This is a genomic window from Chryseobacterium sp. Leaf394 (genome assembly GCF_001424105.1).
Lineage (GTDB): Bacteria > Bacteroidota > Bacteroidia > Flavobacteriales > Weeksellaceae > Chryseobacterium.
Map to the genome: position 1 here is coordinate 351,616 of NZ_LMQH01000011.1, position 18,731 is coordinate 370,346.

17 protein-coding genes are annotated in these 18,731 nt (G+C 35.4%); 9 read left to right on the forward strand and 8 right to left on the reverse strand.

Going from position 1 to position 18,731, the window contains the following annotated elements; translation table 11 throughout:
* Positions 1-83 precede the first annotated feature (83 nt).
* Entirely contained in the window at positions 84-1,661 is a 1,578-nt protein-coding gene (locus ASG21_RS06240) for a GEVED domain-containing protein (protein WP_056077133.1), read from the forward strand.
* Positions 1,662-1,735: 74 nt separating this feature from the next.
* Here ASG21_RS06240 and ASG21_RS20185 read toward each other — a convergent pair whose 3' ends face one another.
* Complete coding sequence (locus tag ASG21_RS20185; RefSeq protein ID WP_157844513.1) at positions 1,736-1,894, reverse strand: hypothetical protein; 159 nt, start codon at positions 1,892-1,894, stop codon at positions 1,736-1,738.
* A 44-nt stretch (positions 1,895-1,938) separates the two neighbouring features.
* Positions 1,939-2,766 (reverse strand): ion transporter, encoded by an 828-nt coding sequence (locus ASG21_RS06245; RefSeq protein ID WP_056082192.1) that lies wholly within the window; start codon positions 2,764-2,766, stop codon positions 1,939-1,941.
* A 62-nt stretch (positions 2,767-2,828) separates the two neighbouring features.
* On the opposite strand from ASG21_RS06245, the gene ASG21_RS06250 reads away from it, so the two are divergent.
* Entirely contained in the window at positions 2,829-3,926 is a 1,098-nt protein-coding gene (locus tag ASG21_RS06250) for a Nif3-like dinuclear metal center hexameric protein (protein WP_056077135.1), read from the forward strand.
* A gap of 2 nt (positions 3,927-3,928) precedes the next feature.
* On the forward strand, positions 3,929-4,705 hold the full coding sequence (locus ASG21_RS06255; RefSeq protein ID WP_056077136.1) for a hypothetical protein: 777 nt from the start codon (positions 3,929-3,931) through the stop codon (positions 4,703-4,705).
* Between the two features lie 213 nt (positions 4,706-4,918).
* Here the strand turns inward: ASG21_RS06255 and ASG21_RS06260 are convergent, their stop codons facing one another.
* On the reverse strand, positions 4,919-6,697 hold the full coding sequence (locus ASG21_RS06260; RefSeq protein WP_056077139.1) for a long-chain fatty acid--CoA ligase: 1,779 nt from the start codon (positions 6,695-6,697) through the stop codon (positions 4,919-4,921).
* 229 nt (positions 6,698-6,926) lie between these two features.
* Here ASG21_RS06260 and ASG21_RS06265 point away from each other — a divergent pair, with 229 nt between their 5' ends.
* On the forward strand, positions 6,927-8,066 hold the full coding sequence (locus tag ASG21_RS06265) for an acyl-CoA dehydrogenase (protein WP_056077141.1): 1,140 nt from the start codon (positions 6,927-6,929) through the stop codon (positions 8,064-8,066).
* A 170-nt stretch (positions 8,067-8,236) separates the two neighbouring features.
* On the opposite strand, the gene ASG21_RS06270 is transcribed toward ASG21_RS06265, so the two are convergent.
* From ASG21_RS06270 to ASG21_RS06290, 5 genes are all read right to left on the reverse strand, one after another.
* On the reverse strand, positions 8,237-9,172 hold the full coding sequence (locus tag ASG21_RS06270) for a DUF4349 domain-containing protein (protein WP_056077143.1): 936 nt from the start codon (positions 9,170-9,172) through the stop codon (positions 8,237-8,239).
* A 197-nt stretch (positions 9,173-9,369) separates the two neighbouring features.
* Positions 9,370-9,837: a hypothetical protein gene (locus tag ASG21_RS06275; protein WP_056077145.1), complete on the reverse strand. Its 468-nt coding sequence runs from the start codon at positions 9,835-9,837 to the stop codon at positions 9,370-9,372.
* A 306-nt stretch (positions 9,838-10,143) separates the two neighbouring features.
* A complete protein-coding gene (locus ASG21_RS06280; protein ID WP_056082199.1) occupies positions 10,144-11,739 on the reverse strand; it encodes a peptide chain release factor 3 in 1,596 nt (531 codons plus the stop codon).
* Between the two features lie 508 nt (positions 11,740-12,247).
* A complete protein-coding gene (locus tag ASG21_RS06285) occupies positions 12,248-13,447 on the reverse strand; it encodes an MFS transporter (RefSeq protein ID WP_056077147.1) in 1,200 nt (399 codons plus the stop codon).
* A gap of 76 nt (positions 13,448-13,523) precedes the next feature.
* Positions 13,524-14,342: a hypothetical protein gene (locus tag ASG21_RS06290; RefSeq protein ID WP_056077149.1), complete on the reverse strand. Its 819-nt coding sequence runs from the start codon at positions 14,340-14,342 to the stop codon at positions 13,524-13,526.
* A gap of 142 nt (positions 14,343-14,484) precedes the next feature.
* Between ASG21_RS06290 and ASG21_RS06295 the strand changes: the two genes are divergently transcribed.
* The 5 genes from ASG21_RS06295 (at position 14,485) to ASG21_RS06315 (ending at position 18,623) form a co-directional block, all read left to right on the forward strand.
* Positions 14,485-15,315, forward strand: a complete 831-nt coding sequence (locus tag ASG21_RS06295) for a type II CAAX endopeptidase family protein (protein WP_056077152.1) — start codon at positions 14,485-14,487, stop codon at positions 15,313-15,315.
* Positions 15,316-15,567: 252 nt separating this feature from the next.
* On the forward strand, positions 15,568-16,143 hold the full coding sequence (gene rdgB / locus ASG21_RS06300) for an RdgB/HAM1 family non-canonical purine NTP pyrophosphatase (RefSeq protein WP_056077154.1): 576 nt from the start codon (positions 15,568-15,570) through the stop codon (positions 16,141-16,143).
* Positions 16,144-16,237: 94 nt separating this feature from the next.
* Complete coding sequence (locus tag ASG21_RS06305) at positions 16,238-17,152, forward strand: ribonuclease Z (protein ID WP_056077156.1); 915 nt, start codon at positions 16,238-16,240, stop codon at positions 17,150-17,152.
* Positions 17,153-17,313: 161 nt separating this feature from the next.
* On the forward strand, positions 17,314-18,081 hold the full coding sequence (locus ASG21_RS06310) for a TIGR02757 family protein (RefSeq protein WP_082482442.1): 768 nt from the start codon (positions 17,314-17,316) through the stop codon (positions 18,079-18,081).
* 11 nt (positions 18,082-18,092) lie between these two features.
* Positions 18,093-18,623 carry a DUF1003 domain-containing protein gene (locus ASG21_RS06315; protein WP_056077159.1) on the forward strand — a complete coding sequence of 177 codons (531 nt, stop codon included), beginning with the start codon at positions 18,093-18,095 and terminating at the stop codon, positions 18,621-18,623.
* Positions 18,624-18,731 lie beyond the last annotated feature (108 nt).

Sequence of the window (18,731 nt, forward strand, 5' to 3'; positions counted from 1 at the left end):
TGGTGGCTTTTTAATTTTTATTAACGTAATCGTTTATTTATTTTAAATTTTTATAAATTTGCACTTATATTTATGAATTTGTAATGAATAAACATTTATTTTTATTTTTATTGTTTTTTAGTCTGAGCTTTTGTGCGCAGACCTATTGTGTACCACAGTTTTCCGACGGTTGTGATGATGGTGATCAGATTGATAGCTTTTCTATTCCTTCAGTTTCATTTAATCATGTCAATACAGGTTGTTCTCTTAATGCTTATGGTGATTTTACTACGCAAATCATTAATCTAAATGCGGGAGTAAATTACAATTTCAGTATGACACATGGTTTCAGTGAGCAAAATGTGAAAATCTGGATTGATTTCAATAATGATGGAGTTTTCACAGATGCAGCTCCAGAGTTAGTTGCATCCGGTATAAGTACAACAGTAAACAATCAGGATATTACAGATGGAATACTGAATATTCCGGCGACCGTGGCAGCTGGAACATATAGAATGAGAATTGCAGATCAATATGATTTAATGCCAACTCCCTGTAATATTGGTGATTTTGGTGAAGTTCACGACTATACAGTTGTGATAGCCGCTGCGCCTACGTGTTTAGCTCCTTCAAATCTCAATCTTTCAAGTATCACAGCCTCTTCTGCGGTTGTGTCCTGGGTTGCTTCCCTAAGTTCGCCTTCATCAGGCTACGAATACTACCTCTCCACCAATCCTGTAACGCCGGCATCTTCTGCTTTGGCAACCGGAAGTACAAATTCTCTGAATGCGTCATTGGCATTAGCTCCGTCAACAACATATTATATTTGGGTAAGATCAGTTTGTAATGCTGCGGGCAAAAGCGCATGGTCTGCATCGTCATCTTTTACCAGTTTGTGTGCCGCGATTACTCCATTCTACAGTAATTCCTTTACAGTATTTCCTGGCGATTGCTGGCAGCAGGCGTCGGGAGGAAATTTGGCTTCAGGCTCGACAGGGAACAATATTTACTGGCTGGAAGATGGTTTCTTAAATGTAAATTATACTGGTGCTGCAAGAATAAATTTATTTGATCAAAACAGGGTAGGGTGGCTGAAATCTCCGGCTTTCAATTTATCAGCCGGTAATTATAGGGTGAAATTCAATTACGGTCTTACGTCTTTTAATCAGCCAACGGCTTCTGCAATGGGATCTGACGATATTATTCAGTTTGCGATATCCAATGATGGCGGAGTTACCTGGACTGCTCTGCAAACCTGGACTGCTGCGAATGCGCCATCAAATACGTCAAATCAGTTTTCATTAAATCTTACCTCATATAATTCTGCAAATACAGTTTTTGCATTTTATGGCTCAGACGGAACGGTTGTAGATCCTGAAGACTACGATTTTTTTATTGATGACTTTACTGTTGAATCGATAGGGAGTTTGGCAACCGCTCAGAATTTTAAGGAAAATGATAAAATTGTTGTTTATCCCAATCCTTTCGTAAATGTTTTAAATATTAAAAATTCAGATGAAGTTGAATCTGCTGTAATTACAGATTTTAATGTAAGAGTGATCAAAAGATTTGAAAAGTTCAGTTCAGAATTAAATGTAAGCGAACTTTCATCAGGCATCTATCTTTTAAATTTAAAACTTAAAAACGGGTCTCAGCAAACACATAAAATAATCAGAAAATAATATTTTTAAAGCAAAAAAGACAGGTGACTTCAGAAAAGCCACCTGTTTTTATATGTGATATTATTAAATTTTAATTATTCCGGTTTTACAGGCTGCAGTTCTCCGGTATTCATACTGTCAAATACAGTTGGGAAAAACAGAACGAAGATAAAATAGATTACGATCATTAAAGCGACAAGTGCTACAAGACTAATAACAAGTGCGTTAGGTTTGTTTTTTTGTTTTGGTTCCATGATTTTGAGAATTAATTGTTGAATAGTTTACTTAATAATTAATTCTATGCTAATTTCTTGCCACATTGCTTGCAGTATCGGGCATCATCATCAATATCTTCGTTTCCGCAACGTTCGCAGATGAGTTCGAGATTTTGTCTTTTATTACGCATTTCAGCCGTAACGATTCCTGTCGGCACAGCGATAATGGAATAACCTGCAAGCATCAGAATGACTGCAAAAAATTTACCCATCGGAGTAATTGGGGAAACGTCACCGTATCCAACTGTTGTTACGGTCACAACCGCCCAGTAGATCGACTGAGGAATGGTTTCAAAACCTGGTCTTCCACCTTCCACCATAAACATCATCGAACCTACGATGACTGAAAAAATAATCAGGAACAGGAGGAATATATAGATTTTTCGCGAACTGTTTCTTAAAGCTCTCACAATCACAGAGCCGTCATTCATAAAATCTAAGAGATTAAAAACCCTGAAAACACGAAGCATTCTCAACATTCGGAAAATCAGGAAGTATTTTGTGACTGGAAAGAAGAAGCTTAAAAAGAAAGGTACCAAAGATAGAAAGTCAATGATTCCGAAGAAACTGAAAATATAGCATTTTTTATTTTTTATCACTGCAATACGAAGAATGTATTCAATTGTGAAAAAAATCGAGATAATCCACTCAGCGATGATGAATGTGGTGTGGAATTTTTTGTCGAGCTTCGGAACACTTTCCATCATAATGATAAAAGTGCTCGCAAGAATCAGAGCGAGGAGAATGATGTCAAAAAGTTTCCCGAGCCTTGTATCAGCACGGTTAATGATCCGAAACAAAAATCTCTTCCAAAGTGAATCTCCGGGAACGAGATTGTGCTCTTTTTCCATTTTCATGTTTTTTACAAAGTTATAAATATTCGTTATTTTCGTAGTCAAACTTACAGAATAAAATGACAATAAAAGATGTAATCTCGAAAATTGAAAGAAGAATACAGATTGCGCAGGCTGAGGATTTCGACAATGTCGGTCTGCTGTGCGGTGTTCCTGAGCGTAATGTGAGCGGAATTCTTGTCTGCCACGATGCGCTGGAAAACGTAATAGATGAAGCAATTCTGAAGAACTGCAATTTAGTGGTCTGTTTTCATCCCATTATTTTTTCAGGTTTAAAATCACTGACGGGAAAAAATTATGTTGAAAGAGCTGTTTTAAAAGCCATTGAAAATAAAATTGCTATTTACGCTGTTCATACAGCCTGGGATAACGATTTTTTCGGCGTCAATGCAGGAATCAGCAATCATTTAGGTTTAAAGAATTTAAAAATTCTTCAGCCTAAAAAAAATAATCTTAAACAGTTGAATGTTTATGTTCCACAAGATCATTCTGAAAACGTAAAAGAAGCCCTGTTTGATGTCGGTGCCGGGAATATTGGTTTTTATGACGAGTGCAGTTTTACAACAAAGGGTTCGGGAACGTTCAGACCGATTGAAGGCTCAACACCTTTTTCAGGTGAACAAAATATCCGCGAAGATGCCGATGAGGTCATGCTGTCTGTGATTTTTGAAAGTTTTAAGCAGAATCGAATCATTACAGCAATGAAAAATGCCCATCCTTACGAGGAAGTTGCCCATCAGATCATCAGTTTGGACAATGAAAATCAATATGCAGGATTGGGGATGTATGGCGAGTTTGAAACTGAAATGGATGAAGCAGACTTTTTGAAATTTGTAAAAGATAAATTTAGTTTAAACATCATCAGGCACTCAGATTATACCGGAAAAAAAATAAAAAGAGTAGGGGTTTTGGGCGGTTCAGGAGCCCGTGGTATTAAGCCGGCGTTATCAAAAAAATGTGATGCCTACCTTACAGGGGATTTGAAATATCATGATTATTTTTCTGCAGAATCAAAGATGCTGCTCTGCGACATTGGCCATTATGAATCTGAGCAATTCGTGAGTCAACAATTATTTGAAATTTTATCACAAAATTTTAGTACATTTGCAGTCTTGAAATCTAGCGAAAAAACAAACCCCGTAAATTATTTCATTTAGATATGGCAAAAACAATAGATATTTCAGTTGAAGAAAAATTGAGAGCTTTATACGATCTACAGATCATTGATTCAAGATTGGATGAAATCCGGAATACAAGAGGAGAATTGCCAATCGAAGTGGAAGATCTTGACATCGAAATTGAAGGCCTTGAGAAAAGAGCTGAAAAATTTCATGCTGAAATTAAAGAGCAGAACGATCAGATAAACACCAAAAATGAAGTGATCAATCACGCAAAATCTTTAATTGAAAAATACAAATCTCAACAGGATAACGTAAGAAACAATAAAGAATTTGAAGCTTTAGGAAAAGAAATTGAATATCAGGATCTTGAAATTCAGCTTTCTGAAAAAAGAATCAAAGAATTCGGAGCTAAAATAGCACACAAAAACGAAACTCTGGATGAGTTGAATGCGAAGATTGAAGATCTTAAAAATCACCTTAAATTCAAAAAAGAAGAGCTTGAGGATTTGGTTTCTGAAACTCAGAAAGAAGAAGATTACCTTCTTGAGCAGTCTAAAGAATATGCATCTAAAATCGATGACAGATTATTGGCTTCTTACCACAGAATCAGAAACAATTCATTAAACGGTCTTGCTGTTGTAGGCCTGGAAAGAGGTGCACCGAAAGGATCATTCTTCACCATTCCGCCACAGAAACAGATGGAAATCGCTCAGAGAAAGAAAATCATCATCGATGAGCATTCAGGAAAAATTCTTGTTGACGACGAGTTGGTAAACGAAGAAATCGAAAGAATGAAATCTGTGATTAAGTTTTAATTCAGATTTTTTATAAAATAGAAAACGGCTTCAAATTTTGGAGCCGTTTTTTGTTGATTTTTGTGACTGAGAAAAATTCCTCTCGATTGGAACGGTGGCGAAAAAAAAATTTTGATTTTTTGACGGGGTAGTTAGGTTGCTATTCAAGATATATCCTCGGAGATTCATCTTTAAACCTAAAAAAAACCGCCTCAAAAGAGGCGGTTTATATTTTTAATCATGATGCTCATACATCTTATTATACAGGTCAATAAATTTCTCTTTAATCGCCTTTCTTTTCAGTTTTAAAGTTGGGGTTAAAAGTCCGGCTTCAATGCTCCAGATTTCCGGTGTCAGCTCAATCTTCTTAATTTGTTCCCAGCTTCCGAGATGCTCATTGATGTCATCCATTTCCTTTTTAATTCTTTCTTTAAGCTCTTTGCTTGCGGCAATTTCTTTTGGCGTAGTTCCCAGGTTGATGTTGTTTCTCATCGCCCAGCTTTTGGCAAACTCAAAATCAGGCTGTACCAGGGCAGTCGGCATTTTTTCACCATCGCCGACAACCATAATCTGTTCGATGAACTTTGATGCTTTCGCTAAATTTTCAATCGTCTGCGGAGCAATGTATTTTCCTCCGGAAGTTTTAAACATTTCCTTTTTACGGTCGGTGATCTGCAGAAATCCTTCACCATCGATGTGACCGATGTCTCCGGTTTTGAAAAATCCGTCCTCTGTGAAAGTTTCTTTGGTCTGCTCTTCATTTTTAAAATAACCTTTAAAAACCGATGGTCCTTTCACTGTAATTTCACCGTCTTCCTGAATTTTCACCTTCAAATTATCTAAAGGATGACCCACAGTTCCCACCTTCATTTTACCAAAAGAATTTACAGAAATGACAGGAGAAGTTTCCGTTAAGCCATAACCTTCGAGAATAGGAATTCCAGCATTCTGAAACATTAAATTTAATCTCGTTGACAAAGCTGCCGAACCGGAAACCAGTGTGATGATTTCACCTCCCAAACCTTCTCTCCATTTTTTAAATACCAGTTTATCAGCTATGATTTCCTTTAAACCGGATGGCTTTGAAACCGTTTTCTTTTTCTGAATTAAATCCAGTGCCCAGAAGAATATTTTCTGCTTGAACCCCCCTGCGGAAGATCCGGTAGCATAGATTTTATCATAAACCTTTTCTACAAGTCTCGGTACAACGCTCATGTAATGGGGTTTTACTTCTTTTACATTTTCGCCCATCTTTTCGATGCTTTCAGCAAAGTGAATTGAAAAACCGCTGTACTGGAAAAGATAAAACAGCATTCTCTCAAAAATATGACAGATCGGAAGGAAACTTAAAACTCTGGTATCTTTATAGTCTAAACTTTTCTTTCTCGGAATTCTCGGGATAGACCCCAAGACATTGGACACAATATTTTCGTGCGAAAGAATTACTCCTTTAGGTTTTCCTGTGGTTCCCGAGGTATAAATAATCGTCGCCACATCATCCGGATTAATCGCCTTTGCGAGATCTTCCACTTCCATCTGTGTAGAATCGTCCTCGCCAAGGTCTAAAATTTCTCTCCAGTTGGCAGCACCGGAAATCGCATCAAAAGTAAAAACGCCCTGCAAACTTGGGATGTTGTGTTTCACCTTCATCACTTTATCAAGCAAAGCTTTGTCTGAAAGGAAGCAGTATTTAATCTCTGCATTGGTGAAAATAAATTCGTAATCTTCGGGAGAAATACTCGGATAAACGGGCACAGAAATCACACCGATTTGTGACAGTCCAAGATCCATAATTGCCCATTCTGTACGGGAATTGGTGGTAATCAAAGCAATCTTGTCGCCGGGTTTTATACCCAATTTCAACAGTCCGCGTGATATTTTATTAGCTTCGTTGATAAATTCCTGGGTAGAAGTTTTCTTCCATTCGCCGTTATATTTTGTCACAAACATGTCTGCTTTAGGATAATTTTCCAAAGCATGCTGAGGTATATCGAATAATCTTTTGATTGTCATGATCCGTAAGTTTGATTTTAATATTTTTAAATATAAGGATTTTTTTTAAATGGAATCATTTGTTCTTTAAAAATGAAATTTTAATAAAGTTTGACGGATCTTATTGCCTTTTTCAGAAGAGGTTTGATTATAATTTAAAATTTTACTGATGAATATAATTTACGTCAGGCTAAAGTTTTCATATTTGACCAAAAAGTGTAAATTAGCGACCATATAATTCAAATTTTTTATGGACTTTAATTTATCAGAAGAACAGCTGATGATTCAGCAGGCAGCGAGAGATTTTGCACAGAACGAACTATTACCGGGCGTAATTGAAAGAGACCGTGACCAGAAGTTTCCTGCCGAACAGGTTAAGAAAATGGGGGAAATGGGGCTTCTTGGGATGATGGTAGACCCACAGTACGGTGGAGCAGGGATGGATAGCGTGTCTTACGTTTTGGCAATGGAAGAAATTGCTAAAGTAGATGCTTCTGCAGCCGTGGTAATGTCTGTAAACAACTCTTTGGTGTGTGCAGGTCTTGAAAAATTTGCTTCTGAAGAACAAAAGGTAAAATATCTTACTCCTCTGGCAAGCGGGGAAGTGATCGGAGCATTTGCTCTTTCTGAGCCGGAAGCCGGTTCTGATGCCACTTCACAGCAAACTACTGCCGTAGACAAAGGAGATCACTATTTATTAAACGGTATCAAAAACTGGATTACCAATGGTGGTACTGCAACCTATTATATCGTAATTGCACAGACCGATCCTGAGAAAAAACACAAAGGTATCAATGCATTTATCGTGGAAAAAGGCTGGGAAGGTTTCGAAGTTGGTCTTAAAGAAGATAAACTGGGAATCAGAGGAAGTGACACGCACTCTCTGCTTTTCAACAATGTAAAAGTGCCTAAAGAAAACAGAATCGGCGAAGATGGCTTCGGATTCAACTTTGCGATGGCTGTTTTAAATGGCGGTAGAATTGGTATCGCATCTCAGGCTTTAGGAATTGCTTCAGGAGCTTATGAACTTGCTCTGAAATATGCCAAAACAAGAAAAGCTTTTAAAACTGAAATCATCAATCATCAGGCAATTGCTTTCAAATTAGCGGATATGGCAACGCAGATAACTGCTGCAAGAATGCTTTGTTACAAGGCTGCTGTAGAGAAAGATGCCGGAAAAGACATCTCAGAAAGTGGTGCAATGGCGAAACTGTATTCTTCTCAGGTTGCGATGGATACTACGATTGAAGCTGTTCAGATTCACGGCGGGTACGGTTATGTGAAAGAATACCACGTAGAAAGAATGATGCGTGATGCAAAAATCACTCAGATCTATGAAGGAACATCAGAAATTCAGAAGATTGTAATTTCGAGAAGTATCTCAAAATAATCTCATCTTCAATAAAAATAGCAAGGGCTTTCAGAATTCTGAAAGCCCTTGCTGTAACTAAACACAAACTTTTATATAAAATTATGGTCAATTGCTTAACCGTAATGCGATGCAAAAATACAAATCAAATTTCAATTATTCTCATTGAAACATTAAAATTTAATTAAAAATTATTCCACAGTATTGCCGATACTTTTGTTTCTGTTCTTTTTATAAAAGTAATAACCGATTCCTGCGATCAGAAAAAGAGGCCAGAATGGAACAAAGAATAATAAAATTCCTGTAAGAACTTCCCAGCCGGAGCCAATGCCCGACGAGAATTTCCCTCCGAAACTTTCAGGTTTTGAAGCTGCAGCAGCGGCATTTTTTTCGTTACCATAAAGAGTAATTTCAATGTCGCATTTTGTTTTAGGGTAAAATTCGTCTCCCGAACTTGCAATAGTCTTGTCAATCACATTTCCTGCGTGTGCACTTACATCTTCTACAAAATATTCAAATTTATCCAATGGAATCTGGATTTTCAGGTAAGCAGTTTTTGTATCGTCACTGTTCATGCTTACGTTTTCACTTTTCAGACTTCCGTCGTATTTTCTAAGCTGATCTTCGATGTAATTTTTTGCGCCATACGTATCATCAACTCCAATTTCAAGATTGGCGGTTTTCTTTAAAGCGTATTTGGGTTCAGATTTAGGTTTTTCACAACTGTTATTTTTGTAAATAATCTTAGTTTGCTTAATTACTTTCGGCGCCGGAACATTCACAACAATTTTCTCCTCTTTTTTCTTCGCAGAATCTTTATCAGCAACAGTTTTAGATTCAAATTTCACATTCGAAATTTTTTCACCTAAAGAATCTACAGAGGAAGCTGTTTTTTCAAACTTATCTTTTAAATCCTGTGAAGTTTTATCAAATTCTTTGATTTTTACCTGCGCAGAATCTAAAGCTGCTGCCGTTTCGTTTTGAATTTTTTCAGCCTTGTCGGAGAATTCTGTAAAGCTGCTGTCAGCAGATTTTATGGTTTCACTTAGAGATTCTGTAGTACCATCTCCCTTTTTACACATAATAAATGTACTTGATAATGCAAGTAGCAGAATAGCTTTTTTCATAACGGTTAATTTTGTTGATGTAAAGCTACCAGGTAATTTTCTGTAATGTTTGTAAAGGAATTATTTTATTGGTGTAAAATTTTAAAGTGTTGGTTTTTAGTGTTTTGTAAAATTTGTTTTGTTGTTTTACAATTTTTTTTAAGTTAAAAAATCATTTTTTAAAATATTAAAAAGTGGTAATGACTTTAGATAGCATATCACTTTTTTAACAAAGATTCTAATTCTTTGATAATGTTTTCCAGTTTGGATTCGTTGATTTTGTCTGTAATTAAAGAAGTGTAATGATCTCCATTTTCAATATCTTTAACAATAATTTGCCTTGAAACAAAATTCTCAGATTTAGACCTTTCAAACATAGTTACAAACAATTGATTTCTGAATTGTTGTGGAGACATTTCTACCTTTCGCTTTATTCTCATCTTAATTGGAGATATGTCACAGTAATAATAGAGAATTACGTTTTCCTCCTTTACTAAATAATTATTAATTATTTTGATGAACTCAATTAAAGATTTGTAGGAGTTGTATTCGATTTCTTCATTCATTAAAATTATTGAAACATCTATAATTTTAATTCCGAAGATGGAGCTGTAGTTTGAATGTTCCTGAAAAATAACTAAATACTCATAACCTTCATCGGTTGTGAATTTAAATTCCTCATCCAAAACAGAAAATCATTTAGTTTTTGGGAAATAAATATCTTTCTTGGCTATGTAAGAAGCTTTTTTTTCCTGCTTAGTCAAACGTGCTTTCCTGAAAAAATCAACTAATTTTTCAGAAGGATTTTCGATATTTATTTTTTTTGTGTTCATGTGACAAAGATATGATTATTTTTTAAATGTTTGATCTTTAGTATTGTTGTAGATTTTTTTAATGAAATCAGACGTAGTGCAAATGAACCTTATACTTTATTGACAAAAAAATCCGCAGAAAAACTTCCACGGATGATATTTTTAATCTAAAAAACTCAATTAAGCGTTCTGAAACTCACTGATAAAATGCAGTTTTACATTCGGGAATTTCTCCTGCGTCATGTGAATGGTGAAAGAAGAATCAGCTAAGAAAACCAACTGATTGTATTTGTCTCTTGCCAGAAATCTCTGCTTCAGTCTTGCAAATTCCTTAAATTCTTCAGACTTTTCATCTGCTTCTACCCAACATGCTTTGTGCATGGAAAGTGGTTCGTAGGTACATTTTGCACCGTACTCATGCTCCAGACGGTACTGAATTACTTCATACTGAAGCGCACCCACGGTTCCGATGATTTTTCTGTTGTTCATTTCAAGCGTAAACAGCTGCGCAACACCCTCGTCCATCAGCTGATCAATACCTTTTGCCAGTTGTTTGGCTTTCAATGGATCATTATTATTGATATATCTGAAATGTTCAGGAGAGAAACTCGGAATTCCTTTGAAACTCAGTTTTTCGCCGCCCGTGAGAGTATCGCCAATTCTGAAACTTCCTGTATCATGAAGTCCGACAATATCTCCCGGGAAACTTTCGTCAACCACTTCTTTTTTATCAGCAAAAAATGCGTTCGGAGATGAGAATTTCATCTTTTTGCCCTCTCTTACCAACAGATAATTTTCATTTCTTTTAAATGTTCCCGAAACAATTTTCACAAAAGCCAGACGGTCTCTGTGCTTCGGATCCATATTCGCATGAATCTTGAAAACAAACCCTGTGAAAGTGCTCTCTTCAGGTTTTACTAAACGCGTATCGCTCTCTTTCGGTTGTGGCATTGGGGCGATGTCGATAAATGCGTTCAGCAATTCACGGACACCAAAATTATTCAAGGCTGAACCAAAGAAAACCGGCTGCAAATCTCCTTTCATATAATCTTCACGGCTGAATTCAGGATATACAGATTGTATTAAATCCAATTCTTCACGTAAATTTTTTGCTGCTTTTTCGCCAATTACTTCGTCGATTGAGGGATCATTAATGTCATCAAACTTAATCGCTTCCCCTACTTTCTGTTTTTTCTCTTCCAAAAACAACTGAATATTGTCTTCCCAGATATTGTAAATTCCCTGAAAATCAGCGCCCATACCGATCGGTAAAGAAAGCGGACAAACCGTTAATCCCAGTTTCTGTTCAACTTCATCAAGCAGATCGAAAGCATCTTTTCCTTCACGGTCAAGTTTATTGATGAAAACCAACATCGGAATGTTTCTCATTCGGCAGACTTTCACCAACTTTTCTGTCTGTTCCTCAACTCCTTTTGCAACGTCGATTACAACGATTACGGAATCTACGGCAGTCAGAGTCCGGTAAGTATCTTCAGCAAAATCTTTGTGACCCGGAGTATCCAGAATGTTGATTTTGTGGTCTCTGTATTCAAAAGCCAACACGGAAGTCGCTACGGAGATTCCTCTCTGACGCTCAATTTCCATGAAATCGGAGGTCGCTCCTTTTTTTATTTTATTGGATTTTACTGCACCGGCTTCCTGAATTGCCCCTCCAAAAAGCAGCAGCTTTTCCGTTAGAGTGGTCTTTCCGGCATCGGGGTGAGAGATAATTCCGAAGGTTTTTCTTTTTTCTATTTCTTTGATTAAGTCTGACATATCGTATTTTGAATTTGCAAAAATCGGGAATTTAATCGGATTTTGAAAATTGGATTTTTGATTCAGTTTGAACCACAAAAGTCACAAAAGATTTAGGTAGCTGATCACTTTGAAAATGCAAGTTTAAAAAGGTTTGGGAATAAATCTATGAAAGTTTTAATGTAAATACATTTGACACTTAAGTCAGATAGAGTTGTTAATATTCATTATGAAAGAACATGTAAGATTAAAAATCAAAGATTTTTGTACGGGTGGAAAATCATGTATAATGTTACAAATGCTTTCCTTTTTTATGAACCACGAAGTGGTTTAATGTGAGTAGCCGTGGGTGAAATCCATGGGAAAAAATGTACAGTATCATCAGAACCATGGAGTGGTTCAATATGAATAGCCGTGGGTGAAACCAATGGAAAAAAACATGATCATCTTCAGAACAACGAAGTGTTTAAATGATAATCTGCAGATCGCAACGCCAATTTGCAACAGACTGATTCTGCCTTTTCTTAAATTAAACCTCACTCAGCTTCTTTAAATTTGATTTTTTCTTAAGGAAATATGCCAATCCAAACCCAACAAAAACCATGGCGGCACTGAATGGAAAGATAAACCGCATTCCGAAAAAGTCCGCAACACTTCCAATAATCGGACCTGCAACGCCGAGAGAAATATCGATAAAAAGTCCGTAACCTGCCAATGCAGAACCTTGATTTGACGGTGCAACACTCTTGATAGCCATCACTCCTAAAGCCGGAAAAATTAATGAAAATCCTAATCCCGTAACACCGGCACCAATCAAAGCCATTTGTGCATTCGTTGCAAAAGCGATGATGAGAATTCCGATGGTTTCTACAAAAAGGCAGGCGATGGCAACTTTTATTCCGCCATAATTATTGATGACATTGCTGAAAACCAATCTTCCGGCAACGAACAGTCCTCCGAAAATACTCAGACAAAGCGCACCGTTATTCCAATGAAAATGGTTGTAATATAAAGTGATGAATGTAGAAATACTTGCAAAGCCGATTCCGCCTAAAGCCAGACAAACGCCAAACGGAGCTACTTTCCCTAAAACTTTCCAGAATGATTGCGTTTCTTTTTGATTGTTATTCGTTTTGTTGTCTTTCGTTTTAGCAAATAAATATCCTATTATTCCTAATAGAATAGACAGAATTCCGATTCCGTAAAGACTGAATTTCTGTTCAATAACAATTCCCAATGATGCACCAATTGCCAAAGCTCCGTAGCATGCAACACCGTTGTAGGAAATGATTTTTGCGGTATGTTTTTCTCCCAAAGCCATAATTGCCCAGTTGATCGGACTTGCACCTACCAATCCTTCGGCACAACCTGTCAGCAGACGTGTGATGATGAGAAAACCCAGACTTAAAATGGGAGATAATTTAAAATAGTAAGCGATAATCAGAAAAATTCCGGTTGCAGAAAAACCAATCATGCTCAGTAATACCGCTGGTTTCGGACCTTTCCCATCAATCATTTTACCTGAATAGGCTCTCAGGAAAAACGTGGAAATATACTGTAAACTGATTACCAATCCTGCCACCAAAAGACTGAATCCTAAACTTTTACTGATGAATATTGGAAGAACCGAAAGTGATAAGCCGATGATAAAATATCCTACAAAAGTAAAAGAAACATAACTTATCAGTTGTAGATTGATATTTTTAGGCTGAATTAATGAGGAATCCATGTGAATAGAATAAGCTGCAAAGATAGTTTGATTAAACTTCACAATGAAGCAATTGCGATAGAAAAAAGATATGATCTTATTTCTCATGATCATTATTCAAATTAAAAGCAGGTTCGAAATCATCAAAATAAAGCAGCAGTAAACTTTCACATGATTTGACCTCTTTTACTCTGTGTTCACTTAAGGATAAATTTTTAAAAATGAGTTGCTCAATCTCTACATCTTTTTCACCGACTCTTTCTATAGGTACTAATTTTTTTATTTTAAGATTTTTATCAGTTGTAATTTTATAGATTCCAATCCTTTCAGAAGGATTTGATAATCTTAAATCTCCGAAATCAGAATCGAACATTACAGTAGGATATCTGAGCTTTCTAATAGATTTATCATCAAAATCCTCAAATTTAAGATTGGAATATTGATTTTTATATTTTTCCAAATTTTTGAATAAATTGATGTAATGCTTAATTACTTTGCTTTCTTCCTCATGATTATTATGATAACTGAGTCGAATCATTCTGCTACATCCATTTACCCAAAAAAGATTATTCACATCTTTTTTTAAAATTATCATATATTTTTCTCCGGCTTTTAGGAAAACAGAACAGTCTGTTGAGTGTATCCCAAATTTGTCATCAGTTGCACCAAATGCATTCAGAAAAATAAATTTTTGACCTTTAATTATTTTATCAAATTTAAGTTCAGCTTTATAAAATTCCCGATTAAAACCATTTTCAGATATTAAAATGCTGTCACCATAGGCTTTTGTAATTGTTATCACACCTACAAAATCAGCTTCAAAGTAATCTTGAGCAATACTCTGTTGCGTACCACATCTGCAACCAAATATTTTTGTAAAAAATAAAAGTAAGATGAGAAATACAGTTTTTTTCATGGTTTAATTTATTTAACAAACGTTTAAAATCGAGGATTTATTCTGTAATTATTTATTTTTTTTACTCTGCACTGTTCTATACATTAAGAATGTTTACAGTAATTCAATTATCTTTGTTCCTCAAAAAAATCATCATCATAAAATGGAAAACTCAAAATACCCGAATTATATTTTCGACTGGCTGGGAGGGCTAATCCTCTTTTTAGGATATGTAATCGGAAGTATGTTTGTCGGTTTTGCTGGACTTGCCGGAAAATTTATTTTTAAACTGGATTTCGTGCAGAAACCATGGTTTTTAATGATTTCAAATGCAATTGTCTTTTGCCTGATGATTGCTGCATTCGATTTTTTAATGGTGCGTCAGAAAACTGGAAAGAAATTGAATTTTAATTTTTCACCAACCAACTTTTACACTTATCTGTTAATTTTCCCGATGATGCTGGGAATGATGTTTATAGGTGAATTTATCACTTCTCAGATTCCTACAACCGGACCTTTTTTCGGAGATTTTTATAAGTTTTTTGAAAGAATAATGGAAGGATTCATCAATGATCCCATTATAATGGTCATCATGGCGGTCATCATGGCGCCGATTTTTGAAGAAATTATTTTCAGAGGAATTATTCAGAAAGGTTTAATTAATAATGGGGTAGAACCATGGAAGGCCATTTTGCTGGCGAGTGTTTTATTTGGACTGATTCATGGAAATCCTTGGCAGTTTGTGGGTGCAACTTTATTAGGTTGTGTTTTGGGTTTGGTGTATTACAAAACAAAATCCCTTCTTTTGCCCATGCTTTTGCATGGTTTTAACAATCTCTGTTCGGCCGTTTTGATTTTTTACACTCAAAAAGAAAGTTTTGCAGAAGCCTTTGAAATGCAGGGTTGGATGATTCTTGTAATTGGAATTGTACTTTTTTCAGTATTTTTCTATCTCTTTGCATTTAAAAATAAAGTTCGTTATACAGAATCTTAGATAACCTTGACGCATGAGCCACAGAGTTTAGTTTTAAGTTTTTGCGCTTATTTTAAGGCACATTATTAGAAAATCAAAGATTTTTATTTTTGGAAACTTTTAGATTTTCCTCATTTTAATTTTACAAAAATCTTTGATTTTTCCTCTTATGTGATCTAAAATATTCTAAATCCTAATAAAAATTCTTCTTTGACTCATGTGTCAAAACCAAACTATAATCATTAAAATTCGATAAAAATTCTGGTTAATAAAATAAAAATGGAAATATTAGTAGCCACCCACAATCTTCATAAAAAAGAAGAAATACAACAGATTTTAGGAAATGATTTTACCGTAAAAAGTCTTGCAGATTATGATCTTCACGACGAAATTGTTGAAGACGGAGATTCTTTCAATGCCAATGCCTTAATAAAAGCCAAATACTGTTTCGAAAAAACAGGAATTCCAAGTCTGGGAGACGACAGCGGTTTGGTTGTGGAATCTTTAGACGGAAGACCCGGAATTTTTTCTGCCCGATACGCCGGAGATCACGATTTTGCAAAAAACATAGAAAAAGTTTTAAGCGAAATGGAATATATTGAAAACAGAAAAGCCTATTTCATCACAGTTTTATGTTATTATGATGGAAATGGTGCCCAATATTTCGATGGCAGAGTTCATGGAAATTTACTGACAGAAAATAAAGGTCACAAAGGTTTTGGCTACGATCCGATTTTTGTTCCTGAAGGTCACGAAATTACCTTTGCTGAGATGAATCCGGAAGATAAAAACAAAATCAGCCACAGAAAACAGGCCTTGGATTTGTTTCTGGATTTTTTACAGGCATAGGTTGAGGTTGAGGTTTGCGGGCGATCAATTTTCATCTTAACCTAAGCCTTAGCCTCAACCTTTTATCGTACATTTGCTTTAATAAACTATTGATTTGAGTACTTATTTAACGATATTAGGTTTTAATTCTGCAATACCAACGGTGAATACTTCTCCCACGGCGCAACTTCTGGAAATGGAAGAACGCTGTTTCCTCATAGACTGTGGCGAAGGAACGCAGGTGCAGCTGAGAAAAGCAAAGGCGAGATTTTCAAAAATCAATCATATTTTTATATCCCATCTACATGGTGATCACTGTTTTGGTCTGCCAGGACTGATTGCGTCTTTCAGGCTTTTGGGAAGGGAAGTTCCGCTGCATGTTTACGGTCCGAAAGGAATTAAAAAAATGCTGGATACCATCTTCACCATTACCGAAACGCACAGAGGTTTTGAGGTGATTTATCATGAACTGGATAAAGATTATTCAGAAAAAATCTACGAAGACAACAGGGTAGAAGTGTACACCATTCCGCTTGACCACAGGATTTACTGCAATGGTTATCTGTTTAAAGAAAAACCGAAAGAACGTCATATTAATATAGAAGAAGTTTCAAAATATCCTGAAATTGAAACCTGCGACTATCATAATCTGAAAGCAGGAAAAGATTTTGTTTTGAGTGACGGATATGTTTTGAAAAATGAAGTTTTAACCACAAGTCCTGCGCCATCCGTTTCTTATGCGTTTTGCAGCGACACAAGATATTTAGAATCTGTAATTCCGATTATAAAAAATGTGACGGTTCTGTACCACGAAGCTACATTTTTGCATGATTTAAAGGAAATGGCAGATTACACCGGTCACACGACAGCTTTGGAAGCAGCGACAATTGCCAAAAAAGCAGAAGTTGGTAAGTTAATTTTAGGGCATTTCTCCAACCGTTACGGAGATTTGACGGTTTTCACAGACGAAGCGAGGACGGTTTTTCCAAACTCATATCTTCCCAAGGCTTTGGAGTGTGTGAAAATTTGAGAAAAATTTAAATAGTAAGATATCTTGTAGTTATGTTTTAAGATTAAAAAAATCTATTGGACAGTTTGTTTAATGAATATTTAAAATATTAACTTAATCAAAACTTAATAACTTCAAAATCTTAAGAGTTTAAATTAAAAAATGGTATTTAAATAATGAAGTTGAATTTTTCAGAATTAAAAGATTTTCTTGACGAAAAAGCAGATGTTTACAACAATACGGAATTCATTAATGATGATCCGGTTCAGATTCCGCACCGTTTTTCTTTGAAACAGGATATCGAGATCGCTGGATTTTTGGCTGCTACAATTTCGTGGGGAAACAGAAAGTCTATAATTAAATCTGCTGAGAAAATGCTTGACATTATGGGAAATTCTCCCTATGATTTTGTAATGAATTACTCTCAGAAAGATTTAGATTTTATTAAAGACAAAAGTATCCACAGAACTTTTAACGGAGAAGATTTTGCTTATTTCATTACACAATTTCATAAAATTTATACTGAAAATGAAAGTCTTGAAGATTTGTTTTTAATTAATGAAGAGGAAAATAATTTTCAACATTCAATAGAGCGGTTCAGACAGAAATTTTTAGGAATTGAAAAACACAGAACGCACAAACATGTAAGTTCACCTTACAAGAATTCTACCTCAAAACGAATTATCATGTTTTTGAGATGGATGACCAGAAAAGATAACCGCGGCGTAGATTTTGGAATCTGGGAAAATATTGATCAGAAGTTTTTATCGATTCCTCTGGATGTGCACACCGGAAATATTTCAAGAAAATTAGGTTTGATTTCAAGAACTCAGAATGACTGGAAAACCGTGGAAGAATTAGATGTAATCATCAGAAAATTTGATGAAAAAGATCCTGCGAAATACGATTTTGCATTGTTTGGATTAGGAGTAACGAAGGAATTATTTTAAACAGAAAAATAATGAAAACATCACACGAAAATATAGAATTGCTCGAAAAACTTGCAGACGGCATCACTTCATGGATTGGCTCTATACCGTCTCTCATTATTCATACATTACTTTTCCTTACCTCATTTTTACTACCCGTTTTCGGTGTAGTAGATTTTGATAAAATGCTTTTGGTGCTCACGACGGTTTTGTCTTTGGAAGCAATTTATTTATCCATCCTTATTCAGATGTCGGTAAATAAAAGCAATGAAAAAATTGAAGACATTCAGGAAGACATCGAAGATATTCAGGAAGATATTGAAGAGATCAGCGAAGATATAGAGGAAATTAGTGAGGATTTGGAGGAAATCAGCGAAGATATTGAAGATATCCAGGAAGATATCGAGGAAATTAATGAAGATGAAGACGAAGAAGACCACAATGAAAGAGCTAAAAAAGCTATTCTTAAAAGCAATGTAAATTCCAATAAAAACGAAATTAAATTTTTAAAAGACAAAATCGCCGAACTTCAGAATAAAATTGATGAACTGAAAAAGGATTAAAACTAAAGAAATAGTACACCACACGAGACCAATTTACTGATTGGTCTTATGTTATTTTAAAATTAGAATCGAATTAAAATTCAATTAAAATGCAGTAATTTACAATAT

Bases quoted from the DNA above. Each gene is read 5' to 3' on its own strand.
- ASG21_RS06240 (WP_056077133.1), top strand. From the start codon at position 84: ATGAATAAACATTTATTTTTATTTTTATTGTTTTTTAGTCTGAGCTTT.
- ASG21_RS20185 (WP_157844513.1), bottom strand. From the start codon at position 1,894: ATGGAACCAAAACAAAAAAACAAACCTAACGCACTTGTTATTAGTCTT.
- ASG21_RS06245 (WP_056082192.1), bottom strand. From the start codon at position 2,766: ATGGAAAAAGAGCACAATCTCGTTCCCGGAGATTCACTTTGGAAGAGA.
- ASG21_RS06250 (WP_056077135.1), top strand. From the start codon at position 2,829: ATGACAATAAAAGATGTAATCTCGAAAATTGAAAGAAGAATACAGATT.
- ASG21_RS06255 (WP_056077136.1), top strand. From the start codon at position 3,929: ATGGCAAAAACAATAGATATTTCAGTTGAAGAAAAATTGAGAGCTTTA.
- ASG21_RS06260 (WP_056077139.1), bottom strand. From the start codon at position 6,697: ATGACAATCAAAAGATTATTCGATATACCTCAGCATGCTTTGGAAAAT.
- ASG21_RS06265 (WP_056077141.1), top strand. From the start codon at position 6,927: ATGGACTTTAATTTATCAGAAGAACAGCTGATGATTCAGCAGGCAGCG.
- ASG21_RS06270 (WP_056077143.1), bottom strand. From the start codon at position 9,172: ATGAAAAAAGCTATTCTGCTACTTGCATTATCAAGTACATTTATTATG.
- ASG21_RS06280 (WP_056082199.1), bottom strand. From the start codon at position 11,739: ATGTCAGACTTAATCAAAGAAATAGAAAAAAGAAAAACCTTCGGAATT.
- ASG21_RS06285 (WP_056077147.1), bottom strand. From the start codon at position 13,447: ATGGATTCCTCATTAATTCAGCCTAAAAATATCAATCTACAACTGATA.
- ASG21_RS06290 (WP_056077149.1), bottom strand. From the start codon at position 14,342: ATGAAAAAAACTGTATTTCTCATCTTACTTTTATTTTTTACAAAAATA.
- ASG21_RS06295 (WP_056077152.1), top strand. From the start codon at position 14,485: ATGGAAAACTCAAAATACCCGAATTATATTTTCGACTGGCTGGGAGGG.
- ASG21_RS06315 (WP_056077159.1), top strand. From the start codon at position 18,093: ATGAAAACATCACACGAAAATATAGAATTGCTCGAAAAACTTGCAGAC.